This is a genomic window from Roseivivax sp. THAF197b, from assembly GCF_009363255.1.
Classification (GTDB): Bacteria; Pseudomonadota; Alphaproteobacteria; order Rhodobacterales; family Rhodobacteraceae; genus Roseivivax.
Genome location: NZ_CP045318.1, coordinates 805,193 through 830,704 on the forward strand (window position 1 = coordinate 805,193; position 25,512 = coordinate 830,704).

The following is a 25,512-nucleotide window of genomic DNA, read 5'->3' on the forward strand; positions in this document are numbered from 1 at the left end:
AGACGGAAGGAGCGCGCATATGGCACAGCACGACCGCCCTCTTCTCGTGATCGCCGCCGGCGGCACGGGCGGGCACATGTTTCCCGCCCAGAGCCTGGCCGAGGTGATGCTGCGGCGCGGCTGGCGGGTGAAACTCTCCACCGATGCGCGCGGCGCGCGGTATACCGGCGGCTTCCCGCATTCCGTTGAAATCGAGCAGGTCTCGAGCGCGACCTTCGCGCGGGGCGGCCTCCTCTCGAAGGCGCTGGTGCCGTTCCGGGTGGCGGGCGGCATCGTCGGCATGGCCATGCGCATGCTGCGCGACCGCCCCGACGTGGTCGTGGGCTTCGGCGGCTATCCCTCCATCCCGGCGCTGGGGGCCGCCACGCTGATGCGGCTTCCGCGGATGATCCATGAGCAAAACGGCGTGCTGGGCCGGGTGAACCAGATCTTTGCCCGTCGCGTCGATGCGGTGGCCTGCGGCACATGGCCGACAGCGCTGCCCGAAGGTGTCGAGGCGACGCATACGGGAAATCCCGTGCGCCTGTCGGTCCATGAGCGCCAGGGCGCGGCCTATATCCCGCCGGGCGATTACCCGATGTCGCTTCTGGTAATCGGCGGCTCTCAGGGGGCGCGGATCCTGTCGGATGTGGTCCCGCCCGCCATCGCCGCCTTGCCGATGGACATGCTCCAGCATCTGCGCGTCAGCCATCAGGCCCGCGACGAGGATGGGGAACGGGTCGCGACCTTCTATGCCGAGAACGGCATCGATGCCGATGTGCAGCCCTTCTTCCACGATATCCCCGCCCGGATGAGCGAGGCGCAGCTCGTGATCTCGCGCTCGGGCGCATCCTCCGTAGCGGACCTTTCGGTGATCGGTCGCCCCGCGATCCTGATCCCCTTTGCCGCTGCCACCGGCGATCATCAGACCGCCAATGCCCGCGCTCTGACCGAAGCCGGGGCCGCGATCCGCATTCCGGAATCCAAATTGACCGTCGAGGCCATGACGGACGCCATTCGAAGCGTGCTCGACCACCCGCAAGGCGCGCTGCAGATGGCGCAGGCCGCCCTTTCGGTGGGCCGCCCCGATGCCGCCGAGGCGCTGGCAGCCATGGTCGAGACACTTGCAGACAAGGACCAAGCGAAATGAACGCAGCCGCCGCCACCAAGTTGCCCACCGATGTGGGCCCCATCCATTTCGTCGGGATTGGCGGCATCGGCATGTCGGGCATTGCGGAAGTGCTGCTGAACCTTGGCTACACGGTGCAGGGATCGGACCTGAAGGCCTCGAAGATCACCGAGCGGCTCGAGAGCCTCGGCGCACGCATCTATGTGGGCCAGAACCCCAAGAACCTCGAGAATGCGGAGGTCGTGGTGATCTCGTCGGCGATCAAGCCAGGCAATCCCGAGCTGGATGCGGCGCGGCTCGCCGGTCTGCCGATCGTGCGCCGGGCCGAGATGCTGGCGGAGCTCATGCGGCTCAAGTCAAACATCGCGGTCGCGGGTACGCACGGCAAGACGACGACCACGACGCTGGTGGCGGAGCTTCTGGTCGCGGGCGGGATCGACCCCACCGTCATCAACGGCGGCATCATCCACGCCTACGGCTCCAACGCGCGGATGGGGCAGGGCGAGTGGATGGTCGTGGAGGCCGACGAGTCGGACGGCACGTTCAACCGGCTGCCCGCCACTATCGCCATCGTGACCAATATCGACCCCGAGCATATGGAGCATTGGGGCGATTTCGAGCGGCTGAAGCAAGGCTTTACCGATTTCGTCTCGAACATCCCGTTTTACGGGCTCGCCGTGTGCTGCACCGATCACGAGGAGGTCCAGCGCCTCGTGGGCCGCGTCACCGACCGGCGCATCGTGACCTATGGCTTCAACACGCAGGCCGATGTGCGCGCGGTCAACCTGCGCTACGAGGACGGTGTGGCGCATTTCGACATCGCGCTGCAGGCGGAGGGCCGCGTGATCGAGGATTGCGCGCTTCCGATGCCGGGCGATCACAACGTCTCGAACGCGCTGTCGGCCGTGGCGGTGGCGCGGCATCTCGGGATGAAGCCGTCCGAAATCCGCAAGGCACTGGCCGCATTTGGCGGCGTTAACAGAAGATTTACCCGCGTGGGCGAAGTTGGGGGCGTGACCGTGATCGACGATTACGGCCATCACCCGGTGGAGATTCAGGCTGTGCTGAAGGCTGCCCGCCATGCAACGAAGGGCCGCGTCATCGCGGTGCATCAACCGCATCGTTACTCGCGGCTGCATTCGCTGTTCGATGATTTCTGCGCCTGCTTCAATGAGGCGGATGTCGTGGCCATTGCCGATGTCTACGCCGCGGGCGAGGATCCCATCGAGGGCGCGTCGCGCGACGACCTCGTTGGGGGGCTCATCCGTCACGGACATCGCAGCGCCCATGCGATCGACAACGAAGACGACCTCGAGGCGCTGGTGCGCGCGGAGGCAAAACCGGGTGACATGGTGGTCTGCCTTGGCGCGGGTACGATCTCGGCCTGGGCCAATAACCTGCCCAAGCGGTTGAAGGGCTGACCCATGGCACCCGCATTGCTGACAGGGTGTTTCTGGGTGCTCGCGGCGACGATCACCGCCTGCCTGCCGATGAAGCGGCAATATATCCCCGGCGTGGCCCTTCTGGTCGCAGCGCCGTTTCTGTTGGTTTGGATCGGTGTCAGTATCGGCCCCGTATGGGCGCTTGCGGGATGTGCGGCCTTCCTGTCGATGTTCCGAAACCCGCTCAAATATTTCTGGGCCCGCCTGCGCGGCCACAAACCGGAGCTGCCGGAATGACAACCTCGCTAATCCTCGCGCTGATCTGGGCGCTCTCGGCCAATATCCTTGCGATGATCCCGTCGCAGGACAATCACTGGCGACGCGCCTATGGCCTGATAGCGGTAGGCATCCCGCTCCTGGGCTACGTCACGTACGAGAACGGCCCGTGGATCGGACTTCTGGTCTTCGCGGCGGGGGCGAGCGTTTTGCGCTGGCCGATGCTGTATCTCGGGCGGTGGTTGCGGCGTCGCTTCGGGGCCGAAACCTGAGTTGTCGGCGCGGTGCGTGGCGCGGCGATTGCCAAGAGGTAAGGCAGTCCGGGCGGGCTTGTAACTCGGATCACTGCGCGCGATACCCGCGGCCATGACGAAAATGCCCGAAACCCGCGGACGCCTGACAGCGGACCGCCCATTGGCCGACCTGACATGGCTGCGTGTCGGCGGGCCTGCGGATTGGTTCTTCCAGCCTGCCGATGTGCGGGACCTCGCAGATTTTCTTAAAGCGTTGCCGCCGAACGTTCCGGTCTTCCCCATGGGGGTCGGCTCCAACCTGATCGTGCGCGACGGGGGCCTGCATGCGGCGGTGATCCGCATGGGGCGCGGCTTCAACGCGATCACGGTCGAGGGAAACCGCGTGCGCGCCGGGGCGGCCGCGCTTGACGCGCATGTGGCGCGGAAGGCAGCCGAGGCAGGCGTGGACCTGACATTCCTGCGCACGATCCCCGGCGCCGTGGGCGGTGCCGTGCGGATGAATGCCGGATGCTATGGATCTTATGTGGCAGATGTCTTCGTCGAGGCGACGGCGGTGACACGCGCGGGCGAGATCGTCACGCTGACCGCCGAGGATCTCGATTTCCGCTACCGCCAGACCGATCTGGCCGAGGGAACCGTGATCGTTGAGGTGGTCTTCGAGGGGCCATCGGGCGATCCGGAGGCGCTTGCCGCGCGCATGGAGACGCAGCTTGCCAAGCGCGATGCGACCCAGCCCACCAAGGAGCGGACCGCCGGGTCCACCTTCCGCAATCCCGCCGGGCATTCCTCGACGGGACGGGCGGATGATGTGCATGATCTGAAGGCCTGGAAGGTCATCGACGACGCGGGCATGCGCGGTGCCATGCGCGGCGGGGCGCAAATGAGCGAGAAGCATTCCAACTTCCTGATCAATAACGGCGGCGCCACGGCGGCGGACCTCGAAGGTTTGGGCGAAGAGGTTCGAAAAAAGGTTTTCCAAACCAGTGGAATAAAGCTAGAGTGGGAAATCATGCGCATCGGTGAACCGGCGCCTGAGACAGAGGGCGAAAAGCCCCGATAATAAGGTTCGTGCCGCAGGCAGGCGGCGGGATCGGAACAAGGGGCAAAGCCCCGGACAGAGGCAGTTTTGGGGATGTCGAGCAGGGCAAACCCCAAAGTGGTGGTAATCATGGGTGGACCTTCCGCGGAGCGGGAGGTGTCGCTGAGTTCCGGCAAGGAATGTGCCGCCGCTTTGCGGACAGAAGGTTTTGACGTGGTCGAGGTCGATGCAGGCCCCGACCTCGTTGTGCGTCTGTCAGAGATTTCTCCCGATGTCGTGTTCAACGCCCTGCATGGCCGCTGGGGTGAAGATGGCTGCGTCCAAGGCCTGCTGGAATGGCAGGGTCTGCCCTATACGCATTCGGGCGTGCTCGCCTCGTCGCTGGCGATGGACAAGGAGCGCACCAAGGACGTCTACCGCGCCCATGGTCTTCCCGTGGCCGAAAGCCGCCTTGCCTCGAAGGCCGAGGTGATGACCGCGCATGTCATGCCGCCGCCCTACGTGGTGAAGCCCTATAACGAAGGCTCGTCGGTCGGCGTCTATCTTGTCGCTGAAGGGGCTGCGCCGCCGCAGCTCTCAGCCGAGATGCCGGAGACCGTGATGGTCGAGGCCTTCGCGCCGGGCCGCGAGCTGACGACGACCGTGATGGGCGACCGGGCGCTGGGCGTCACGGACATCATCACCGATGGCTGGTACGACTACGACGCCAAGTACAAACCGGGTGGCTCGCGCCATGAATGCCCGGCGAACATCCCCGAGGAGATCGCCGCGGCCTGCCGCGATTACGCGCTTCGGGCCCATGCCGCGCTGGGCTGTCGGGGCGTGACACGCACCGATTTCCGCTGGGACGAAAGCAAGGGTCTCGCGGGCCTCATCCTTTTGGAGACCAACACGCAACCGGGCATGACGCCCACATCGCTGTCGCCCGAGCAGGCGGAAAAGGCGGGCCTCAGCTTCGGGCAATTCTGCCGCTGGATGGTGGAGGATGCTTCATGTCAGAGATGACGCGCTTCGATCCTGCCCCCTCGCGGCTGAAGTACCGCGTCGAGCGGATGATGCTGACCCCGCTCTACCGATTGCTCCTGCGGGTCGGTCTGCCCTTCGCGCTGACCTTCGGGGCGGCGAGCTGGTGGCTGTCCCACGAGGAAAACCGGGAATGGATCGCGCTGACCTATGCGGATGCGCGGGCGGCGATCCAGGAGCGGCCGGAATTCATGGTCGAGCTGATGGCCATCGACGGCGCGGACCCCGCCATCTCCGAGGATATTCGCGAGATCATACCGCTCGATTTTCCGATCTCGTCCTTCGATCTCGACCTCGATGCGATGCGCCGCACGATCACCGGCCTCGACGCGGTGGAATCCGCGAGCCTGTTCGTGCGTCAGGGCGGCGTTTTGCAGGTCAATGTGCGCAAGCGCGAACCTGTGGTCCTGTGGCGGACCGAAGCGGGGCTCGAACTGCTGGATCGGGGCGGCGTGATGACCGGACCGGTGAGCACGCGCGCCGCCTTCCCGGATCTGCCCGTCATCGCGGGATCGGGCGCTGACGCCCATGTCAACGAAGCCTTGCGCCTTGTGGCGGCCGCCGCCCCCTTGCGGCACCGGCTGCGCGGGCTGGAGCGGATGGGCGAGCGGCGCTGGGACGTCGTGCTGGATCGCGGTCAGCGCATCATGCTGCCCGAAGAGGGCGCGGTGCGCGCGCTGGAGCGCGCCATCGCCATGGATCAGGCGGTCGACATGCTGGCGCGCGACCTCGTCGCGGTCGACCTTCGGCTGAGAGAGCGGCCAACGCTCCGAATGACACAAACCGCGCTGGAGGACCTCTGGCGTATCAGGCAAATCGAGGCAGGGGACGACTGACGTCATGATCGAGCTCTATGAATCCCAACGGGCAATGCGAAACATGCGTAAGGCCGCGATGCAGCGGGGTGTGGTTGCGGTGCTCGATGTGGGCTCGTCCAAGATCGCCTGCCTGATCTTGCGCTTTGACGGCACCGGCCGCGACATGGATGTCGACGGTGTCGGCTCGCTCGCCGGGCAATCGGGCTTCCGGGTGATCGGGGCGGCGACGACACGCTCGCGCGGTGTGCGCTTCGGCGAGATCGCCGCGATGAACGAAACCGAGCGCGCCATCCGCACCGCCGTGCAGGCCGCGCAAAAAATGGCGCAGATCCGCGTCGATCACGTCATCGCCTGTTTTTCGGGCGCCGATCCGCGGTCCTACGGGCTGGCAGGGCAGGTGGAGCTGGAAGGCACGCAGGTCAGCGAGCAGGACGTGGCGCGGGTGCTTTCCGCCTGTGACGTGCCTGATTTCGGCGATGGGCGCGAAGTGCTGCACGCGCAGCCGGTGAATTTCGCGCTCGATCATCGTTCCGGCCTCAGCGATCCGCGCGGTCAGATCGGCCAGGACCTGGCCTGTGACATGCACATGCTCACGGTCGACGGCATGGCGATCCAGAACCTCGCCCATTGCGTGAAGCGCTGTGACCTGGAACTCGCGGGGCTTGCCTCCTCGGCCTACACGAGCGGGATCGCTGCTTTGGTTGAAGACGAGCAGGAGCTGGGCGCGGCCTCGATTGATCTCGGTGGCGGGGCCACGGGCATTTCGATCTTCATCAAGAAACACATGATCTATGCCGACGCGGTGCGGATGGGCGGCGATCACATCACCTCCGACATCTCCATGGGCCTGCAGGTGCCGATGGCCACCGCGGAGCGCATCAAGACCTTCTATGGCGGCGTCGTCGCCACCGGCATGGATGACCGCGAGATGATCGAGATCGGCGGCGAAACGGGCGACTGGGAGCATGACCGACGCACGGTCAGCCGCGCCGAGCTGATCGGCATCATGCGCCCGCGGGTCGAGGAAATCCTCGAAGAGGTGCGCGCCCGGCTCGATGCGGCGGGCTTCGATCACCTGCCCTCCCAGCAGATCGTGCTGACGGGGGCAGGCAGCCAGATCCCCGGGCTTGACGGGCTTGCGGCGAAGATCTTGGGCCAGCAGGTGCGGCTCGGGCGGCCCATGCGCGTGCATGGTCTGCCGCAGGCGGCCACCGGTCCCGGCTTCTCGAGCGCGGTGGGCCTGTGCCTCTTTGCAGCGCATCCGCAGGACGAATGGTGGGACTTCGAGATCCCGGTGGACCGGCTGCCCGCGAAATCCTTTCAGCGGGCTGTCAAATGGTTCCGAGACAACTGGTGACCCCAATATGTCGCGAGATCGGCGAAATACCGCGAAGACCGGCCTTAAAACTGCCATATTTGGTGGGATTTTGCCGTTTTTTTGATGACGAAACGTGCCGTCGGCGTTAATACTGGGCGGGAATAGGCGAAAAAGGGCCCTAACGGTCCACAAAAAAGCAGGCGGATTAGCGATGACTTTGAACCTTTCCGTGCCAGGGCACGACGAGTTGAAGCCGCGCATCACCGTGTTCGGTGTGGGCGGGGCAGGCGGCAACGCTGTGAACAACATGATCGAGAAATCGCTCGACGGGTGCGATTTCGTGGTGGCCAACACCGACGCGCAGGCGCTTCAGCAAAGCCGGGCGCAGACCTCCATCCAGTTGGGTGTGAAGGTCACCGAAGGTCTGGGTGCGGGCGCACGGGCCACGGTCGGCGCCGCCGCTGCCGAGGAAAGCATCGAACAGATCGTCGATCACCTCGCGGGCGCGCACATGTGCTTCATCACCGCAGGCATGGGCGGCGGCACCGGCACCGGCGCGGCCCCGATCATCGCGCAGGCCGCGCGTGAACTGGGCGTCCTGACCGTGGGCGTCGTCACCAAGCCGTTCCAGTTCGAAGGCGGCAAGCGGATGAAGCAGGCCGAGGAGGGCGTCGAAGCCCTTCAGAAGGTCGTCGACACGCTGATCATCATCCCCAACCAGAACCTCTTCCGGTTGGCGAACGAGCGGACCACCTTCACCGAAGCCTTCTCGATGGCGGACGATGTCCTCTATCAGGGCGTGAAGGGCGTGACCGACCTGATGGTGCGTCCGGGCCTCATCAACCTCGACTTCGCCGACGTGCGCGCGGTCATGGACGAGATGGGCAAGGCCATGATGGGCACCGGCGAGGCAGATGGCGAAGATCGCGCGATCCAGGCCGCCGAGAAGGCCATCGCGAACCCGTTGCTGGACGAAATCAGCCTGCGCGGCGCCAAGGGCGTCCTGATCAACATCACCGGCGGCCACGACCTGACCCTGTTCGAACTGGACGAAGCCGCAAACCGCATCCGCGAGGAAGTGGATCCGGACGCGAACATCATCGTGGGCTCCACGCTGGATGACAGCCTTGAGGGCCAGATGCGCGTCAGCGTCGTCGCCACCGGCATCGACGCCACTGAAGGCGCCTCTGAAATGGCCGTGCCGCGTCGGAAGCTCTCCGAGCCGCTGAAGCAGGCGGTCGTGGCCGAAGAGCCCGCACCGGCTCAGGCCCCGGCGCCTGCAGAGCCTGCCCCGGCACCTGTCGCAGCGCGCAGCCAGGCCGATGTCGGCTACGAGGAAGACGAACCGTCACTCTTCTCCGAACTGGAGACGCAGCGCGCCGCAGCCGAAGACGAGATGGAGCACATCTTCGAGGAAGAGCGCGCGGTCGAGGATGACGGTCTGCCGCCGCCGGCCTATCAGCCCCGCCGGGCAGAGACACGCGCGCACACCGCGTCCTTCGATGAAAATCCCGAGGCTTTCGTCGCGCCGCGCGCGCAATCGCCCGGCACACCGTCGGCCGACACGATGGCGCGCCTTCAGGCCGCTGCCGAGCGCGCCCGCGAAGAAGGTCCCGCGCGGCCCGCTCCGCGTCCGCAGGTCCAGCCGCAGGCGCAAGCGCGCCACGGCGATGCCGACAAGCCGCGCTTCGGGATCAACTCGCTGATCAACCGCATGACGGGCCATGCGGCCGAGGGTGGAGCGCCCGCGCGCCGCACCCAGCCGCCGATGCATGCCCAGCAGCCCGATCCCGTGAGCGACCGTCATGAGGACGAAGATCAGGACCGGATCGAGATCCCGGCCTTCCTGCGGCGTCAGGCCAACTAAAAACCGGTCACATTCCGGAGGAAGCGCCCCTGCTTTGCGGGGGCGTTTTTCGTTTAATATTAATGAATTGCCAGGGGCAGGCGGTGCTTCGCCCATATGTTACAGCGCATGTTTCAACGCGTTGTAATACTTGATTTGAGAGATCGCGGGCGCGCGTTTAGGTCCAATGCACCGGGCGAATTCTGTCCGGCGTGAATTGGAGTTCGATGTGCAAACCACGCTCAAGGCACCAGTGATGTTCGAAGGCCAAGGCCTCCATTCGGGCCGCAAGGTTCGCATGGTCGTGCGTCCTGCTGTGGCTGAGCATGGGATCTGGTTCAAGCGCGTCGATATCTCCATCGGCGATGCCTTGGTGCCCGCGCGCTGGGATGCGGCGGAGCGCACGCCGCTCTGCACGCGGATCGTGAATGGCGCGGGCGTGTCGGTCTCCACGATCGAGCATCTGATGGCCGCGCTCGCAGGCTGCGGCATCCAGAACGCCCTGATCGAGATCGATGGACCGGAAGTGCCGATCCTAGATGGCAGCGCGCTGCCCTTCGTGAAAGCCTTCCTCGAGCGCGGTCTGCGCAGCCTCAACGTGCCTGTGCGCGCGATCGAGGTGATGCGCACCGTCAGTGTCGAGACGCCGAATGGCTGGGCGCGGCTTGAGCCGTCGCGGACGCCGTCCATGGAATTCCACATCGATTTCGACGATGCGGCGATCGGTTCGCAGACGAAGCGGATCACGCTGGCCAACGGCGCGTTCGTGCGCGAATTGTGCGACAGCCGGACCTTCTGCCGTCTCAGCGATGTCGAGGCGATGCAGGCGCAGGGTCTGGCGCTCGGCGGCACCTATGAAAACGCCGTCGTCGTCGATGGTGATCGCGTTCTGAGCCCCGGTGGCCTGCGCCACGCGGATGAAGCCGTGCGCCACAAGATGCTCGATGCGCTTGGCGACCTGGCATTGGCCGGCGCGCCGATCCTCGGGCATTACACGGGCGTGCGGGCAGGCCATTCAATGACGAACATGCTTCTCGAAGCGCTCTTCACCACCGAGGGCGCGTTCCGCATGCAGGTCTGCGATCCGGTCACGCGCGGCTATCTTCCCGGTGCGGGCGTCGCCCTTGCCGAGATGCCGGCCGTCGCCTGAACCCGGCAATGCACGCGCCCGTGTCCGACCGCACGGGAATTGCCGTTAAGACGTTTTGCCCCGGAATTTTCTGTGCTAGGACCGATCCTGAACCGGGCGGTACAGCCCGCCGAGACGGACGAGGAAGATCGGGCATGACAGGCGGTGTAAGGGTGAAATCGGCACTCGTTGCAGGATGTCTCGTTCTGTCACTCACGGGATGTGGCGCGGTGAATTCCGTGGGATCGAGCGTCGGCAACTTCTTCCGTGCCGCAGAGCCGAACCCGGCCAACCAACCGCTTGAGAACTTTACTGCGCAGCAGATCTTCGAACGCGGTGAGTTCGAACTGGATCGCAACCGGCCCGAAGACGCGGCAGAGTATTTCGCCGAGGTCGAGCGGCTTTACCCCTATTCGGAATTCGCCAAGCGCGCGCTGATCATGCAGGCCTTTGCCTACCATCAGGATCGCGACTATGAGAACAGCCGCTCCGCATCGCAGCGCTACATCGATTTCTATCCGCTCGACGATGACGCGGCCTATGCCCAGTATCTTCTGGCGCTGAGTTATTACGATCAGATCGAAGAGGTCGGGCGCGATCAGGGGCTGACCTTCCAGGCGCTCCAGGCGCTGCGCACCGTGATCGAGCGGTATCCCGAGAGCGAATACGCGCGCTCGTCGATCCTGAAATTCGACCTGGCCTTCGACCACCTTGCGGGCAAGGAAATGGAGATCGGGCGCTACTACCTGAAGCGTCAGCACTATGCCGCGGCGGTGAACCGTTTCCGCGTCGTGGTGGAGGATTTCCAGACGACGACGCATACGCCGGAAGCGCTCCACCGGTTGGTCGAAGCCTATCTGTCGCTCGGCCTCACGGACGAGGCGCAGACGGCGGGCGCGATCCTCGGCTACAATTACCAATCGACCGAATGGTACGAGGACAGCTTCGCGCTTCTGACGGGGCAGGGCCTCGAGATGCGGTCGCGCGGCGACAATTGGCTGTCGCGGATCTATCGCCAGACCGTCAAGGGCGAGTGGTTATAACAAGCGCATAGGCGCAGACTGCGCTTCAACGCGCATCCTACGGGGTGAACGAATGCTGCGGGCACTCGAAATCCGCGACATGTTGATTATCGACAGGTTGGACCTCGCGTTTCAGCCCGGTCTGAACGTGCTGACCGGGGAAACCGGCGCGGGCAAGTCGATCCTGCTCGATGCTTTGGGGTTCGTGCTGGGCTGGCGCGGTCGGGCGGAATTGGTGCGGCAGGGCGCGTCCCAGGGCGAAGTGGTCGCCGAATTCGAATTGTCTGCCACGCATCCTGCACGGGCCATCCTTGAAGAGGCGGGACTGCCTGTCGAGGATAATCTGCTGCTGCGCCGCGTGAACGCACGGGACGGGCGCAAGACGGCCTGGGTCAATGACCGGCGCTGCTCGGGCGAAGTGCTGCGGCGTCTGTCGGAGACGCTGGTCGAGCTTCATGGTCAGCATGACGACCGGGGCCTTCTTAACCCGCGCGGGCATCGGCAATTGCTGGATGATTTCGCGGATGCCTCGGAGGCGCAGGCGGCCACGCGCGCGACCTGGCGCGGCCGGGCAGAGGCCGCTCGCGCCCTGAAGCAAGCAGAGGCGGACCTCGCCGAAGTGAAGGCGGAGGAGGAATTCCTGCGGCACGCGGTGGGCGAGCTTGATGCCCTCGCGCCAGAGGTCGGCGAGGATGCCGAGCTCGATGTCGCGCGGCGCCGGATGCAGGGCGCGGAAAAGATCCGCGATGATATCGAGCGCGCGCGGCATTCCCTTGCCGATGGTGCAGAAAGCGCGATGAACGATGGGCTCCGCTGGCTTGAAGGGGTCGCGGACCGGGCCGAGGGGGCAGTCGATGCCTCCATCTCGGCACTGGAACGGGCCATGGTCGAGCTTGGCGAGGCTGTCTCGGGCGTCGAGGCCTGTCTTGATGGCTTGCACTTCGATCCGAGCGAGCTCGAGGCCACCGAGGAGCGGTTGTTCGCCATCCGCGCATTGGCGCGCAAGCACAACGTGACCCCCGATGCCTTGCCGGAGCTGGCGGAGACATTGCGCGCAAGGCTGGAGCGGCTGGACCGCGGGGCGGATGATATCACCGCGTTGACAGCAGCGCTTTCCGATGCGGAGGCGGCTTATGATGCGGCGGCCGATGCGCTGACGGCCCTGCGCCGGGCGGCAGCGGACCGGCTCGACAAGGCCGTCACCACGGAGCTTGCCCCGCTGAAGATGGAACGCGCGGTCTTCGCCACGCAGATCACGGAGGCGGAGCCGGGCCCCGACGGGCGGGACGACGTGGTCTTCACCGTGGCGACCAATCCGGGCGCGCCGGCAGGCCCGCTCAACAAGATCGCGTCGGGCGGGGAATTGAGCCGCTTCCTGCTGGCACTCAAGGTCTGTCTGGCCGAGGGCGAGGCGGGCCGCACGATGATCTTCGACGAGATCGATCGCGGCGTCGGCGGGGCCACGGCGAACGCGGTCGGACGCCGCCTTGCAGCCTTGTCAGACGGTGGCCAGGTGCTTGTGGTGACCCATTCGCCGCAAGTGGCCGCCCTCGGCGCGCATCACTGGCAGGTGGCCAAGAGCGTGACCGACGATGTCACCACTTCGACGGTGCTGGCGCTCGATCCTCCGGCGCGGGAGACGGAAATCGCGCGGATGCTCGCGGGCGATACCGTGACCGAAGAGGCGCGGGCAGCCGCTCGGGCGCTCCTGCAGGGCTGATCCGGCACGTGTCCGGGAATCCGAGCACGACACGAGACCAGCCCACGCAGCACCGCGCCGAATGCAGACCTGAGAAATCCGGCGCCGCCCCTTTCCTCCAATACGGTGAATGGCTTAAGCACGGGATACATACCCGAAGCCCCCGTGTGGTGACATGACGGAGCAGTCCTTTTTCGCGCGCCAGCTCAGAAGCGCCACAGCATCCTGTGGCCGTGGCTGGGACATGCTGCGCCATGAAGGGCCGGGGCAGATCCAGTTCTGGTTCATCGCGCTGGCCGTGGGGATCGCGGCGGGCTTTGCGGCCATCCTCTTCCGTCTGGCGATTGAGGCGCTGCAGACCGCGGCCTATGGCATCGAAGATCCAAACACGCTGGCGAGTTTCGCCGAGACCCTGCCATGGTATTTCGTCATGGCCATTCCGGCGCTTGGCGGTGTGACGGTGGGTGTGATCGTGCATTATTTCACCCCGGATGGTCGCGTGCGCAGCGTCTCGGACGTGATCGAGGGGGCCGCCCTCAATGACGGGCGGGTGGAGAAGAAGGCGGGCATCGCCTCGGCCCTCTGCTCCTGGATCACGCTCTCGACGGGCGGCTCATCCGGGCGGGAGGGGCCGGTCGTCCATATCGCGGCGATGATCGCAAGCTGGGTGTCGAACATGCTGCGCGTCGATGGGATCACCGGCCGGGATCTTCTGGGCTGCGCGGTCGCGGCGGCCGTCTCCGCGAGCTTCAACGCGCCCATCGCGGGGGCGCTTTTCGCGCTCGAGGTCGTGTTGCGGCATTTCGCGCTCCATGCCTTTGCGCCGATCGTGGTGGCAAGCGCGGCGGGCACGGTGATCAACCGGCTGACCTTCGGCGATGTGACCGAATTTCGTCTGCCGGGGACCACAACGGTGGAATTCTACCTCGAACTTCCCGCCTTCCTGATCCTCGGGCTTCTGGCGGGATTGATCGCCGTCATCACGATGCGCGCGATCTTCATGGCGGATGATTGGGGTACCGGGCTGCAGCGCAGGCTGGGCCTGCCGCACTTCCTGCGGCCCGCGGTGGCAGGCGTTTTACTGGGCGGCCTTGCGATCTTCTATCCGCATATCATCGGGGTCGGCTACGAGACCACGTCGCTGGCGCTGACGGGCAATCTTCTGACCCATGAGGCCATCATCTTCGTCGTCCTGAAGGTCGTGGCGCTGGCGATCACCCTGGCGGGGCGCATGGGGGGCGGGGTGTTTTCGCCGTCGCTGATGATCGGCGCGCTGACCGGGCTCGCATTCGGGCTGATCGCGACCGGGATCTTCCCCAACCAATCGGGCTCCTCGACGCTTTATGCGCTGGCGGGGATGGGAGCTGTGGCGGCGGCCGTTCTCGGCGCGCCGATCTCGACCACGCTCATTGTGTTCGAACTCACGGGCGACTGGCAGACGGGGCTCGCGGTGATGGTCTCGGTCTCCATCTCGACGGCGCTGGCGTCCCGGCTCGTGGACCGGTCCTTCTTTCTCAGCCAGCTCGAGCGGCGGAACGTTCATCTGGCCGCGGGGCCGCAAGCCTATCTTCTGGCGATGTTCGGGGTGTCGGGGGTGATGCGGAAGCCGACCGATCTGAAAGCGGCGGATGAGCAGGCCTGCCACGAGATGATCGAGCAGGAGCTCTTCGTGAACCTCACCTCGACGCTGGAGACCGCGCTGCCGCTGTTCGAGAAATCGGGAGTGGCCTTCCTGCCGGTGGTCAAGCGCGACGAAGAGAGCGACGCGGCCATCCTGCAAGGGGCATTATTCCACGTCGATGCGCTGAAAGCCTACAACCGGGCGCTCGCGGCCACCGCAGCGGAAGAGCATAGCTGATCGCCGGTCCATTTATGCGGACCGTGCCGGGCGACGGTATATGTGCGGAAAGGTGCCCTTTTCCGGCCGCTGAATAAGGCTGGTACGGGCGAGGATCTGCCCGGTGCAGCGCTGTGCCCGGGCAGAGTTTTTGTCGCGTCAGAGCTCTTCGACGGTCACGCCATCCTGCTCGTAGAAGGCGAGGTAGCCCTTGATCTGGGCCACGTCTTCCTTCGGATCTTCATAGGTCCAGACCGCGTCGGTATAGGTCTTGGATTTCGACATGATCGAGTAATACGCCGCCTTGCCCTTCTTCGGGCAGGTCGTCTCCGTATCTGTGCGATCGAGAAACGCCATGCCGATATCCTCGCGCGGGAAGTAGATTACCGGGGCGCGGTCGCCCTCGCTCAACTCCAGCGCGGCATTGCTTTCGCCGATCACCGCACCGCCCGCACGGACAACCCATGTTCCGTCTACCGGGCGGATCCTTATATCATTCGTCATCCCAATCTCCCTTTTATCGTTCCGTTACCGCGTTTACCGAACGGTTGTGTCATAGGCTTGTCAAAGCGGCCTCTCGTCAAAGCGGCGCTGTGGCCGTCTCGAGCCAGCTTCGTGTCTCGTCGTCCAGATCGGCAGAGAGCCGCGCGCGGCACTCCGCGTGATAGCCATCGATCCAGTCCCGTTCGTCGCGGGTCAGCATGTCCTGCATGATCAATCTGCGGTCGAGGGGGACATAGGTCAGGGTTTCGAAGGACAACATCTCCGAGACCGTCTGACCGGGGATCTTGGCCATGGGCTGTACCACGACGAGGTTCTCGATCCTGATACCATATGCGCCTTCCCGGTAGAAGCCCGGCTCGTTCGAGAGGATCATGCCGGGTTTCAGCGGAACCTGTCCGGTGCGCGCGATGCGTTGCGGCCCTTCGTGCACCGAAAGATAGGCGCCGACGCCGTGGCCGGTGCCGTGACCGTAATCGAGCCCGACCTGCCACAGATGTTGCCGCGCGATGGAGTCGATATCGCGCCCGGCCAGACCTGCGGGCCAACGCAGGCGGCTGACCCCGATCATGCCCTGCAACACGCGGGTGAAGTTCTGGCGTTCCTCGTCGCCGGGTGTGCCGATGGCAATCGTGCGGGTGATATCCGTCGTGCCGTCGCGGTACTGCCCGCCGGAATCCACCAGGAGAAGCTGGCCGTCGCGGATCGGCGCATCCGTGCCTTCGGTCACACGGTAATGGACGATGGCACCATGCGGACCCGCCCCGCAGATCGTCTCGAACGCAATATCAACAAGCGCGCCGGTCTCGCGGCGGCACTCCTCGAGTTTGCGGACCACGTCGGTCTCGTAGAGATCGCCGGGTGCAGTGCGGTCGAGCCACGCCAGAAACCGGCACATCGCGTGAGCATCGCGCAGATGTGCGGCGCGCGCGCCCGCGATCTCCGTCTCGTTCTTGCAGGCCTTGGGCAGAAGGCAGGGGTCTTCGGCGCGGTGCACAGGGATCTCGGCGGTCTCGAGCGCGTCGAGCACGGCCAGAGGGCAGGTCGCCGGATCGATCCCGACGCGGCCCTCGAGTTGCGCGATCTCCTCCAGCAGAGCATCGGGGTCGCGAAGAATGACCTTGTCGCCCAAGTGCTCGCGCACGGCGTCAAGCTTCCCGGCGGCCATGAAGAGCGTCACCTGGCCGGTCGCATGAAGGATCGCAAATCCATGCGGCACGGGATTGCGCGGGATGTCGGTGCCGCGGATGTTCAAAAGCCAGGCAAGGCTGTCCGGTTGCGTCAGCACGAAATGCGCCGCCGGGCCGAGGGACTGCGACAGGCGCGCGATCTTCTCGCCATGCGCCTCGCCCGCAAGGGCCACGGGCTGTGGGGCGACCGCGCCCATGGGCGGGTCCGGCTGATCCTCCCAGATCCGGTCGATGAGGTTGTCGGACCGGACAAGGCGCGCATCGTCGAGCGTGGCCTCCAGCCGTTCGGCCTGGTCCACGCTCAGCAACCACGGATCGATGCCGATCTTGGCACCGGACGTCGCGGTGTCGTTGATCCAATCGCCAAGCGAGACTTCCGGCCAGTCGACCGGCGTGAAATCCGAAGCGACTTGCGCGCGGGCCTGAAGCCTGTAGCGCCCATCGACGAAGAGGCCCGCCGTCTCGACAAGCACCACGCAATGTCCCGCGGAGCCGGTAAAGCCGGTCAGCCAGGCAAGGCGGTTGTCCCGCGGCGCGACATATTCTCCCTGAAAGGCATCGGCGCGCGGCACCACGAAGCCGTCGAGCCCGTCGCGCGCCATTTCGGAGCGCAAGGCGGCCAGGCGCGGCGGGCCTTGCTCGGGCCGCGATGCTTCGACAAAGCTTTGGAAATAGCCATCATCACTCATGGCATGCCTGCCTTTCCTGTCTCTGACCTTTTGTCATACGCGCAGATCGCACATCGAACGCCGGAACGTAGACGAACGAGGATGCCACCTGTGCCGCACCACGCGTGCGCCCTCGCGCCTCCATGTGCCTGATCGTCACGATGCGCGCTTGATGCCCATCATCCGGGCGCGCGCGCGCGGATCGCTGTCGAAGAGCGAGGCCAGCTGTTCCGTCATCGCACCTGCGAGCTGTTCCACGTCGGTGATCGTCACGGCGCGGTCATAATAGCGCGTCACATCGTGGCCGATGCCGATGGCCAGAAGTTCCACCTGGCGGCGGCGTTCGACCATGGCGATCACGTCGCGCAGATGTTTCTCGAGGTAATTGGCGGGGTTCACCGACAGGGTGGAATCGTCCACCGGTGCGCCGTCGGAGATCACCATCAGGATCTTGCGCGCCTCGGGACGGCCCGCCATGCGCCGATGCGCCCATTCCAGCGCCTCGCCGTCGATATTTTCCTTGAGAAGGCCCTCTTTCATCATCAGGCCGAGATTGGCCCGTGCGCGGCGCCACGGCGCATCGGCGCCCTTGTAGATGATGTGGCGCAGATCGTTGAGGCGGCCGGGCTGCTGTTCGCGGCCCGAGTTGAGCCATTTTTCGCGGCTCTGTCCGCCCTTCCAGGCGCGGGTGGTGAAGCCCAGGATCTCGACCTTCACATCGCACCGCTCCAGCGTGCGGGCGAGGACATCAGCGCAGATCGCGGCGATGGAGATGGGGCGGCCGCGCATCGAGCCCGAATTGTCGAGAAGGAGCGTCACGACCGTATCGCGGAACTCCATGTCCTTTTCGACCTTGAAGCTGAGCGGCGTGGTGGGGTTGGCAACGACGCGCGCGAGGCGACCCGCATCGAGGATGCCTTCCTCGCGGTCGAATTCCCATGACCGGTTCTGTTGCGCCTGCAGGCGGCGCTGCAACTTGTTCGCGAGCCGCGACACCGCGCCTTTCAGCGGATCGAGCTGCTGGTCGAGATAGGCGCGCAGGCGTTCGAGCTCGGCGGGTTCGGCGAGTTCCTCGGCGCGGATCTCCTCGTCGAATTCGGCGGTATAGACGCGGTAATTCGGATCGGCATCGGAGACGGGCTGCGGGGCGGGCGGCTCGAGCGGGGCCTCGCCTTCCGGCATCTCGACCTCGTCGCTGTCGTCCTGCTCGCCCACATCCTCCATGGAGACCTGGGCCTGGCTTGCGTCCTGGGTCTGCTCCTGGCTCTGCTCGGGCGAGGCCTCGTCGTCTTCCTCGCCACTATCCTCGTCGCCTTCGTTCTGTTCTTCCTGCTCCTCGCCGCCTTCGTCGGCCTCATCCTCTGCTTCGTCATCGAGGTCGTCCGGGTCGTCGCCCAGCTGGTCGCCATAGCCCAGATCGGTGATCATCTTGCGGGTGAAGCGGGAAAACTCGGATTGATCGGTGATGACGCTTTCGAGGTTTTCGAGCGTGGTCCCGGCCTTGTCCTCGATGTGATTGCGCCACAGCTCCATCACGTTCTGCGCGGCGGGCGGCAGATCGCGCCCCGTGGCGAGGTGACGGACGAGATAGTTCAGCGCCTGAGGCAGCGGCACGTCCGAGGCATCCTTGACCTGGTCATACCCTTTGCGCAGGGCTTCGTGGCCGATCTTGACGTCGATATTGCCGGCGGTGCCGGGCATGTCACGCGCGCCCACCGCCTCGCAGCGGGCGGTTTCCATCGCTTCGTAGATCTCGCGCGCCATGTCACCCTGGGGGGCGTATTTCGAATGCGTTCCGATATCGTGGTAGCGCCGGTGCAGCGCCAGCGCATCCGCCGTGCCGCGCGCGAGCAGCACTTCGTCGCGTCCCATCCGGCGCGACACTTGCGGCAGGCGCATCGCATCGCCCGACACGCCCGACGGGTCCACGGTATAGCTGACCGTGAGGTCCGGGTCATGCGCCATCACCTTGGTCGCCTCGGCGAGGGCTTTCTTGAAGGGATCGGCGGGATTGTCGGAGCTTTTTGACATGGCGTCTTTCTCCTTCGTGCACCGCAGAAAAGCAAGAGGGCGGGCGGTGTGACAGGCGAGAGATAAAGCGCGCGGCCCGTGCTGCAAGCGGGATAACGGGCGATCGGGGTCTGGCGTGACGGTCGGGCGCGCCCGCAAGCGGGCGACGAGAGGCGCTGCCTCTCGTGCTCTCCGGAGGTATTTTCGGTCCGGTCGTGACAGGAGCGGGCGCGAGCTGGGCCCGACCGGGACGCAGACCCCGGACGGGCGGGAGAAGGGGCTTGCAAAAGCGGCGCGGCTCACTCACTCCAGAACGCATGAAACTGATGTTCCTTGGAGATGTCATGGGCCGCGCGGGCCGCGACGCGGTGACTGCCCGGCTGCCAGCGTTGCGAGAGGCCTGGAAGCTCGATTTCGTGGTCGTGAACGGGGAGAACGCGTCGAACGGGGCAGGGCTCACGGCGGCGCATGCGCAACTTCTCTTCGATGCGGGCGCCGATTGCGTTACGCTTGGCGATCATGCCTTCGATCAGAAGGACATGCTGCAATTCGCCGAGACCGACACGCGCATCATCCGGCCGGTGAACTACTCCAAGGTGGCCCCCGGCCGCGGCTTCCGGCTGTTCGAGGATCGGCGCGGCCGCAAGGTCCTGGTCGTGCAGGTGCTGGGCCAGGTCTTCATGAAGCGGCCCTTCGATGATCCGTTCAGTCACATGGAGCGTGTTTTGAAGGCGCATCCCCTGGGCGGTCAGGCGCAGGCCATCGTGGTCGACATGCATTGCGAGGCAACCTCCGAGAAGATGGCGATGGGGCAGTATTGCAACGGCAAGGCGAGCCTTGTGGTTGGCACCCATACCCACGTGCCGACGGGCGATGCGCAGATCCTGCCGGGTGGCACCGCTTATCTGAGCGATGCGGGCATGTGCGGCGATTACGATTCGGTCATCGGCATGGACAAGGAAGAGCCATTGCGGCGCTTCATCACCGGCATGCCCAAGGGGCGCTTCCAGCCGGCATTGGGCGAGGCGACCCTGTCCGGTGTCTACGTTGAAACCGATGACCGCACCGGGCGCGCGACCCGGATTGCCATGGTGCGACAGGGCGGCAGGCTCGAACAGGCGGGGCCAAGTCCCGTAGCTTGAGCAACGCCTGACGGGGCCGTTGCAGGCCCTTGTCGGGGCAGGGCGCAGCCGTCACAATGGTCCGTCAACGACGTCGGGATAGCGCGCGCATGGAGCTTTTTCAGTTCGGCCAGGAGACAGCCGCCTACATCACCATGGGGGTAATCCTCGTAATGTTCGTGCTGTTCGTGTCGGAATGGTACCCGGTCGAGGTGGTGGCCATGGGCGGGGTGGCGGCACTTCTGGTGCTGGGCGTTCTGCCCTATGAAAGCGCGCTCGCCGTCCTGTCGAACCCGGCGCCCTGGACCATCGCGGCCATGTTCATCGTCATGGGCGCCTTGGTGCGCACGGGCGCGCTCGATGCGTTTACCTCCTTTGCGCAGGCGCGGGCCGAGCGGCATCCCAAGACCGCCATGGTCGGGATCGTCGGCGTCGTCGTGCTGGCCTCGGCCTTCATGAACAACACCCCCGTGGTCGTCGTCATGCTGCCGATCTTCGTGCAATTGTCGCGCTCGCTGGGGGTCGCGCCCTCGAAACTGCTGATCCCGCTGAGCTATGCCGCGATCCTCGGGGGCACGCTGACGCTGATCGGGACCTCGACGAACCTTCTCGTCGACGGGGTTGCACGGGCCCGCGGCATGGAGCCCTTCACCATCTTCGAGATCACGCCCCTCGCGATCGTGCTGGTGCTCGTGGGGATGGGATACCTGTTCCTTCTGGGGCCCGTCCTACTGCCCGAGCGCACGAGCATGGCGGGCATGTTGTCGGACCGGTCGCGGATGAAATTCTTTACCGAGGTGGTGATCCCGCCCGATTCCAACCTGATCGGTCGGGACGTTCTGAGCGTGCAGCTGTTCAAGCGCGACGGCGTGCGGCTGGTGGATGTCGTGCGGGGCGACGAGTCGCTGCGCCGCAACCTCAAGGATGTCGAACTGGCCGTGGGCGACCGGATCGTTCTGCGCACCCAGATGACCGAAATCCTGAGCCTGCAGCGCAACAAGTCTTTGAAGCGCGTCGACCAGGTGTCGTCGGTGGAGACGACCACGGTGGAGGTGTTGATCTCTCCGGGATGCAAGATGGTCGGCCGATCGCTGGGCGCCTTGCGCCTGCGCCGCCGTTTCGGTGTCTACCCGCTGGCGGTGCATCGCCGAAACCAGAATATCGGCCGACAGCTCGACGATCTGGTGGTGCGCGTGGGCGACACGCTGCTGCTTGAAGGCGCGCCCGACGATATCAAGCGCCTCGCGGATGAAATGGCGCTTGTGGATGTCGCGCAGCCGTCGGCACGGGCATTTCGGCGGGGGCATGCGCCGGTCGCGCTCGGCGCGCTGTCGGGCATCGTCATCCTGTCGGCACTGGGCCTCGCGCCCATTCTCGCCTTGGCCGTGGTCGCGGTGGCGGTCGTGCTTCTGAGCCGGTGTATCGATGCGGATGAGGCATTCTCTTTCGTCGAGGGCCAGCTTCTGGCGCTGATCTTCGCCATGCTCGCCATCGGTGCCGCGCTGGACGAAACCGGAGCGGTCGAGATGATCGCGGGCTGGGTCGCGCCCTGGATGAGCGGCCTTGATGGGGTTTTCATCGTGCTCGCGGTCTTTGCCCTGACAAGTTTCCTGACCGAACTGGTCTCCAACAACGCGGTGGCGGTGGTGATGACGCCCATCGCCATCTCGCTGGCAGAGGCGCTGGGCGTCGATCCGCGCCCGCTGGTGGTTGCCGTCATGGTCGCGGCGTCCTGCGCCTTCGCGACACCGATCGGTTATCAGACCAACACGCTGGTTTACGGCCCGGGCGGGTACAGGTTCACGGACTTCGTGCGTGTGGGCGTGCCGATGAATCTGCTAATCGGCATCGTTGCCTCCCTGATGATTCCGCTGATCTGGCCGCTGACGCCTTAGGCTGTCGCCCTGAGCTGACGCCAGGACAGGGCTCGCGTGACGGCGCCGCGCGCGCCTGTAAGACATTTCGGACATGCACTCTGTAAAACAACGTGGACATCATGCGAACGGTGTCTGCGTTCCGTTGGCAACGCTTCCGGCGACCAACGTGCGGCGCATCGACTCCCAGAACAAGGATCGAGCGGAAATGAGTCTGATTACCCCGGAGACACGCGCCTCGGCGCTCGAAGAGGAACGGCAGGAATTCCTCGAGACTTTGAGGGAGCTGCGCGCGGCATTGAACGATCTCAAATCCAAGGTGCGCGCGGACCAGATGACCAAGGAGGACAAGGCCGAGGCCAAGCGGCTGCTGGAAGAAGCACGCTACTGGTTGCGGCAGGTAAGGGAAACGGAGGCGGAACTTGTCAAAATCGAACGGGAAAAAGTCGGCATCGATGGGTCCTGGGGGCTCGATCTTGAAAAATCCCGCGCCGAAGTCCGGTGCCGCTTTGCGAGATTGCCGAAATGCGGCTGCGCGGGAGAAGATCCTCAATAAGCTCGGGATCGGGGCACAGATCGCGCTGCCCTATCTCTTCGAGGTCTGGGCCATGGATCACCAGATGCCGCCCGAAGGGGCCTGGAAAAGCTGGGTGATCATGGGCGGGCGCGGCGCGGGCAAGACCCGCGCGGGTGCCGAATGGGTGCGGTCACAGGTCGAAGGCGCTCGCCCGCGCGATCCCGGCCGTTGCCGCCGTATGGCCCTTCTGGGGGAAACGCGCGATCAGGTCCGCGAGGTCATGATCTTCGGAGACAGCGGCATCCTCGCCTGTTGTCCGCCCGATCGTCGGCCCAAATGGCAGGCGACGCGGCATTGCCTTGTCTGGCCCAACGGCGCGGAGGCCATGGCCTTCTCGGCGCAGGAGCCCGAAGCGCTGCGCGGGCCGCAATTCGATGGCGCCTGGGCCGATGAGCTGGCCAAGTGGAAAAAGGGTCAGGCCGTTTGGGACATGCTGCAATTCAGCCTCAGGCTGGGGCAGGACCCGAGGGTCTGCGTGACCACGACACCGCGCAATGTCGCTGTCCTGAAAGATCTGCTGACCCGCGAGACCACCGTCGTCACACATGCCGCGACGGAGGCGAACCGCGCCAACCTTGCGCCCTCGTTCCTTGAGGAAGTGCGCGAGCGATATGGCGACACGCGGCTCGGGCGGCAGGAACTCGATGGGCTGCTGATCGAGGAGGCGGAAGGCGCATTGTGGACATCCGCGATGATCGAAGCGGGGCATATCACCCGGAAACCCGATCTGGTTCGGATCGTGGTCGCGGTCGATCCGCCGACCACGGCGCATGCGGGGTCCGATGCCTGCGGGATCGTGGTGGCGGGGCTCACGCCCGAGGGCATCGGGGTCGTCCTGGAGGACGCGACCGTTCAGGGCGTCCGGCCTGCCGCCTGGGCGGAAGCGGCCATCGCGGCAATGGCGCGCTGGGACGCCGACCGCCTCGTGGCCGAGGTGAACCAGGGCGGAGACATGGTCGAGGAAGTGCTGCGCACCGTCGATCCGGACGTGGCGGTCACCAAGGTTCACGCGGCGCGGGGCAAGACCGCAAGGGCCGAACCGGTGGCCGCGCTTTATGAGCGGGGGCGCGTGCAACATCTGCGCGGCCTTGGCATCCTCGAAGAGCAAATGTGCCGCATGACGCAGGCGGGATATGAGGGCGCGGGCTCCCCGGACCGTGTGGATGCGCTGGTCTGGGCACTCACAGATCTGATGTTGCGCAACGGCAAGGCGGCGCGTCCGGGCCTGCGGGAATTGTAAAAACCACGGCACCGTTGCGCCGCAACACCCTGGACCGGGCGCAACCCTCAAGCCGCATTAACGCCCGGTCCCTACACCTTCTCCCAACGGCAGACGGACAATCCCGACGCTGCGATACGAACAGGCCTCGGGCTCCGGCTCGTCTGCCAGAAACCAGGAGTGCGCCCGCATGGTCTTTCAGCTTTTTCGTGGCCCGGCCCAGCCCGCGACCCCCGAGACCAAGGCTTCGGCCACCGGTCCGGTCGTCGCCTATGCCAGCTCGGGCCGCGTCGCCTGGAGCCCACGGGACACCGTGTCGCTGACCAAGACGGGCTTTTCCGGCAACCCGGTGGGTTTTCGCGCGGTCAAGCTGATCGCGGAGGCCGCCGCCGCCTTGCCGCTGGTGCTGCAGGACGCCGAGCGCCGCTATGACGCGCATCCCGCATTGGCACTCCTGACGCAGCCCAATCCGGGGCAGGGTCGGGCGGAGCTTTTGGAGGCGCTTTACGGTCAGCTCTTGCTGTCGGGGGATGGCTATCTTGAGGCGGTGCACGGCACCACATCGGGTCTGCCGTTCGAATTGCATGTGCTGCGCTCGGACCGGATGCGACTGATCCCCGGAAATGACGGCTGGCCGGTGGCTTACGAATACACGGTCGGCGCGCGCAAGCATCGCTTCGACATGACGGGCGAGGCCGCGCCCATCTGCCATATCAAGTCGTTCAATCCGCAGGATGACCATTACGGTCTCTCGCCGATGCAGGCGGCCGCGCAGGCGCTCGACGTGCATAATTCCGCATCTCGCTGGTCCAAGGGGCTGCTCGACAATGCCGCGCGACCCTCGGGGGCCATCGTCTATACCGGCGGGGACGGCTACGGCACGCTGAGCCCCGAGCAATACGACCGCCTCGTGGGGGAGATGGAAGCGCATCACATGGGTGCGCGGAATGCCGGCCGTCCGATGCTGCTTGAAGGTGGTCTCGACTGGAAACCGATGGGCTTCTCGCCGTCGGACATGGAATTCCACAAATCGAAGGAAGCCGCGGCGCGGGAAATCGCGGTCGCCTTCGGGGTGCCGCCGATGCTGTTGGGCATCCCGGGAGAGGCGACATTCGCCAATTACCAGGAAGCGCACCGGGCCTTCTATCGCCTGACGGTGCTGCCGTTGGCCACGCGGGTCGCGGCGACGCTCGGCGCATGGCTGTCGGCGCAATCGGGCGAGGATTTCGAGCTGAAGCCCGATCTCGATCAGGTCTCCGCGCTGGCCGCCGAGCGGGATCAGCAATGGGCGCGGGTTGCGGGCGCAGATTTCCTGAGTGCTGCGGAAAAGCGCCGCATCCTCGGCCTGCCGCCGCTCGTGGAGCCCGCGGATGAGTGAGCCCCGCATCCCGACGGAGCGCTTCGAATGCGCGCCGGGTCTGAGGCTCGAGGCACATGAGCGGCTTTCGGATCTGCAATTCCGCAACCTTGCGGCGCGCCTCGACCGGATCGAGGCGTTGATGGAGCGGCTCGAACGCCGTCTCTGGCTCGCCGTCTACGGGGTCATGGCCGCGATCGCCGCGCAAGGCGTGCAGGGCCTCATGAGTGTCACGCCCTGACGG

General features: G+C 65.5%; 22 protein-coding genes. 19 read left to right on the top strand and 3 right to left on the bottom strand.

Annotated elements, in window-relative coordinates:
• The first annotated feature begins 19 nt into the window (after positions 1–19).
• The 13 genes from FIV09_RS04075 (at position 20) to FIV09_RS04135 (ending at position 14,772) form a co-directional block, all read left to right on the top strand.
• Positions 20–1,129, top strand: coding sequence for a UDP-N-acetylglucosamine--N-acetylmuramyl-(pentapeptide) pyrophosphoryl-undecaprenol N-acetylglucosamine transferase (locus tag FIV09_RS04075; RefSeq protein ID WP_152448797.1), 1,110 nt, complete (start codon positions 20–22; stop codon positions 1,127–1,129).
• Complete coding sequence (gene murC / locus FIV09_RS04080) at positions 1,126–2,529, top strand: UDP-N-acetylmuramate--L-alanine ligase (RefSeq protein WP_152448798.1); 1,404 nt, start codon at positions 1,126–1,128, stop codon at positions 2,527–2,529. The genes FIV09_RS04075 and murC overlap by 4 nt, the downstream gene beginning before the upstream one ends.
• 3 nt (positions 2,530–2,532) lie before the next feature.
• The gene (locus tag FIV09_RS04085; protein ID WP_152448799.1) at positions 2,533–2,787 is read left to right on the top strand and encodes a DUF2484 family protein; all 255 of its coding nucleotides are present in this window, start codon (positions 2,533–2,535) and stop codon (positions 2,785–2,787) included.
• The gene (locus tag FIV09_RS04090; RefSeq protein WP_152448800.1) at positions 2,784–3,038 is read left to right on the top strand and encodes a DUF2484 family protein; all 255 of its coding nucleotides are present in this window, start codon (positions 2,784–2,786) and stop codon (positions 3,036–3,038) included. Before FIV09_RS04085 ends, FIV09_RS04090 begins: the two co-directional genes overlap by 4 nt.
• Before the next feature lie 94 nt (positions 3,039–3,132).
• Positions 3,133–4,080 carry a UDP-N-acetylmuramate dehydrogenase gene (murB, locus tag FIV09_RS04095; RefSeq protein WP_152448801.1) on the top strand — a complete coding sequence of 316 codons (948 nt, stop codon included), beginning with the start codon at positions 3,133–3,135 and terminating at the stop codon, positions 4,078–4,080.
• Between the two features lie 108 nt (positions 4,081–4,188).
• The gene (locus FIV09_RS04100; RefSeq protein ID WP_254702306.1) at positions 4,189–5,064 is read left to right on the top strand and encodes a D-alanine--D-alanine ligase; all 876 of its coding nucleotides are present in this window, start codon (positions 4,189–4,191) and stop codon (positions 5,062–5,064) included.
• Positions 5,052–5,918, top strand: coding sequence for a cell division protein FtsQ/DivIB (locus FIV09_RS04105; protein ID WP_152448803.1), 867 nt, complete (start codon positions 5,052–5,054; stop codon positions 5,916–5,918). Before FIV09_RS04100 ends, FIV09_RS04105 begins: the two co-directional genes overlap by 13 nt.
• A gap of 4 nt (positions 5,919–5,922) precedes the next feature.
• Positions 5,923–7,257, top strand: coding sequence for a cell division protein FtsA (gene ftsA / locus FIV09_RS04110; protein WP_152448804.1), 1,335 nt, complete (start codon positions 5,923–5,925; stop codon positions 7,255–7,257).
• A gap of 172 nt (positions 7,258–7,429) precedes the next feature.
• Entirely contained in the window at positions 7,430–9,085 is a 1,656-nt protein-coding gene (gene ftsZ, locus FIV09_RS04115) for a cell division protein FtsZ (RefSeq protein WP_152448805.1), read from the top strand.
• A gap of 208 nt (positions 9,086–9,293) precedes the next feature.
• A complete protein-coding gene (lpxC, locus tag FIV09_RS04120) occupies positions 9,294–10,214 on the top strand; it encodes a UDP-3-O-acyl-N-acetylglucosamine deacetylase (RefSeq protein ID WP_152448806.1) in 921 nt (306 codons plus the stop codon).
• A gap of 134 nt (positions 10,215–10,348) precedes the next feature.
• The gene (locus tag FIV09_RS04125) at positions 10,349–11,236 is read left to right on the top strand and encodes an outer membrane protein assembly factor BamD (RefSeq protein WP_152448807.1); all 888 of its coding nucleotides are present in this window, start codon (positions 10,349–10,351) and stop codon (positions 11,234–11,236) included.
• Between the two features lie 52 nt (positions 11,237–11,288).
• Positions 11,289–12,935, top strand: a complete 1,647-nt coding sequence (gene recN, locus FIV09_RS04130; protein WP_152448808.1) for a DNA repair protein RecN — start codon at positions 11,289–11,291, stop codon at positions 12,933–12,935.
• Between the two features lie 154 nt (positions 12,936–13,089).
• A complete protein-coding gene (locus FIV09_RS04135) occupies positions 13,090–14,772 on the top strand; it encodes a chloride channel protein (protein ID WP_254702307.1) in 1,683 nt (560 codons plus the stop codon).
• Between the two features lie 138 nt (positions 14,773–14,910).
• Here FIV09_RS04135 and FIV09_RS04140 read toward each other — a convergent pair whose 3' ends face one another.
• The 3 genes from FIV09_RS04140 to cobT all read right to left on the bottom strand — a co-directional run bounded on the left by FIV09_RS04140 (position 14,911) and on the right by cobT (position 19,141).
• The gene (locus FIV09_RS04140; protein WP_152448809.1) at positions 14,911–15,255 is read right to left on the bottom strand and encodes a DUF427 domain-containing protein; all 345 of its coding nucleotides are present in this window, start codon (positions 15,253–15,255) and stop codon (positions 14,911–14,913) included.
• 76 nt (positions 15,256–15,331) lie between these two features.
• Positions 15,332–17,131, bottom strand: coding sequence for an aminopeptidase P family protein (locus tag FIV09_RS04145; protein ID WP_152448810.1), 1,800 nt, complete (start codon positions 17,129–17,131; stop codon positions 15,332–15,334).
• A gap of 135 nt (positions 17,132–17,266) precedes the next feature.
• On the bottom strand, positions 17,267–19,141 hold the full coding sequence (gene cobT / locus FIV09_RS04150) for a cobaltochelatase subunit CobT (RefSeq protein WP_152448811.1): 1,875 nt from the start codon (positions 19,139–19,141) through the stop codon (positions 17,267–17,269).
• A gap of 296 nt (positions 19,142–19,437) precedes the next feature.
• Between cobT and FIV09_RS04155 the strand changes: the two genes are divergently transcribed.
• From FIV09_RS04155 to FIV09_RS04180, 6 genes are all read left to right on the top strand, one after another.
• Positions 19,438–20,262 carry a TIGR00282 family metallophosphoesterase gene (locus FIV09_RS04155; protein WP_152448812.1) on the top strand — a complete coding sequence of 275 codons (825 nt, stop codon included), beginning with the start codon at positions 19,438–19,440 and terminating at the stop codon, positions 20,260–20,262.
• 152 nt (positions 20,263–20,414) lie between these two features.
• On the top strand, positions 20,415–22,136 hold the full coding sequence (locus FIV09_RS04160; protein WP_371417768.1) for an SLC13 family permease: 1,722 nt from the start codon (positions 20,415–20,417) through the stop codon (positions 22,134–22,136).
• A 73-nt stretch (positions 22,137–22,209) separates the two neighbouring features.
• Positions 22,210–22,671 carry a hypothetical protein gene (locus tag FIV09_RS04165; protein WP_152448814.1) on the top strand — a complete coding sequence of 154 codons (462 nt, stop codon included), beginning with the start codon at positions 22,210–22,212 and terminating at the stop codon, positions 22,669–22,671.
• Positions 22,571–23,932 carry a terminase large subunit domain-containing protein gene (locus FIV09_RS04170; RefSeq protein WP_152448815.1) on the top strand — a complete coding sequence of 454 codons (1,362 nt, stop codon included), beginning with the start codon at positions 22,571–22,573 and terminating at the stop codon, positions 23,930–23,932. Before FIV09_RS04165 ends, FIV09_RS04170 begins: the two co-directional genes overlap by 101 nt.
• 169 nt (positions 23,933–24,101) lie before the next feature.
• Positions 24,102–25,289: a phage portal protein gene (locus FIV09_RS04175; protein ID WP_152448816.1), complete on the top strand. Its 1,188-nt coding sequence runs from the start codon at positions 24,102–24,104 to the stop codon at positions 25,287–25,289.
• Complete coding sequence (locus FIV09_RS04180; RefSeq protein ID WP_152448817.1) at positions 25,282–25,509, top strand: hypothetical protein; 228 nt, start codon at positions 25,282–25,284, stop codon at positions 25,507–25,509. The genes FIV09_RS04175 and FIV09_RS04180 overlap by 8 nt, the downstream gene beginning before the upstream one ends.
• The last annotated feature ends 3 nt before the right edge of the window (positions 25,510–25,512 follow it).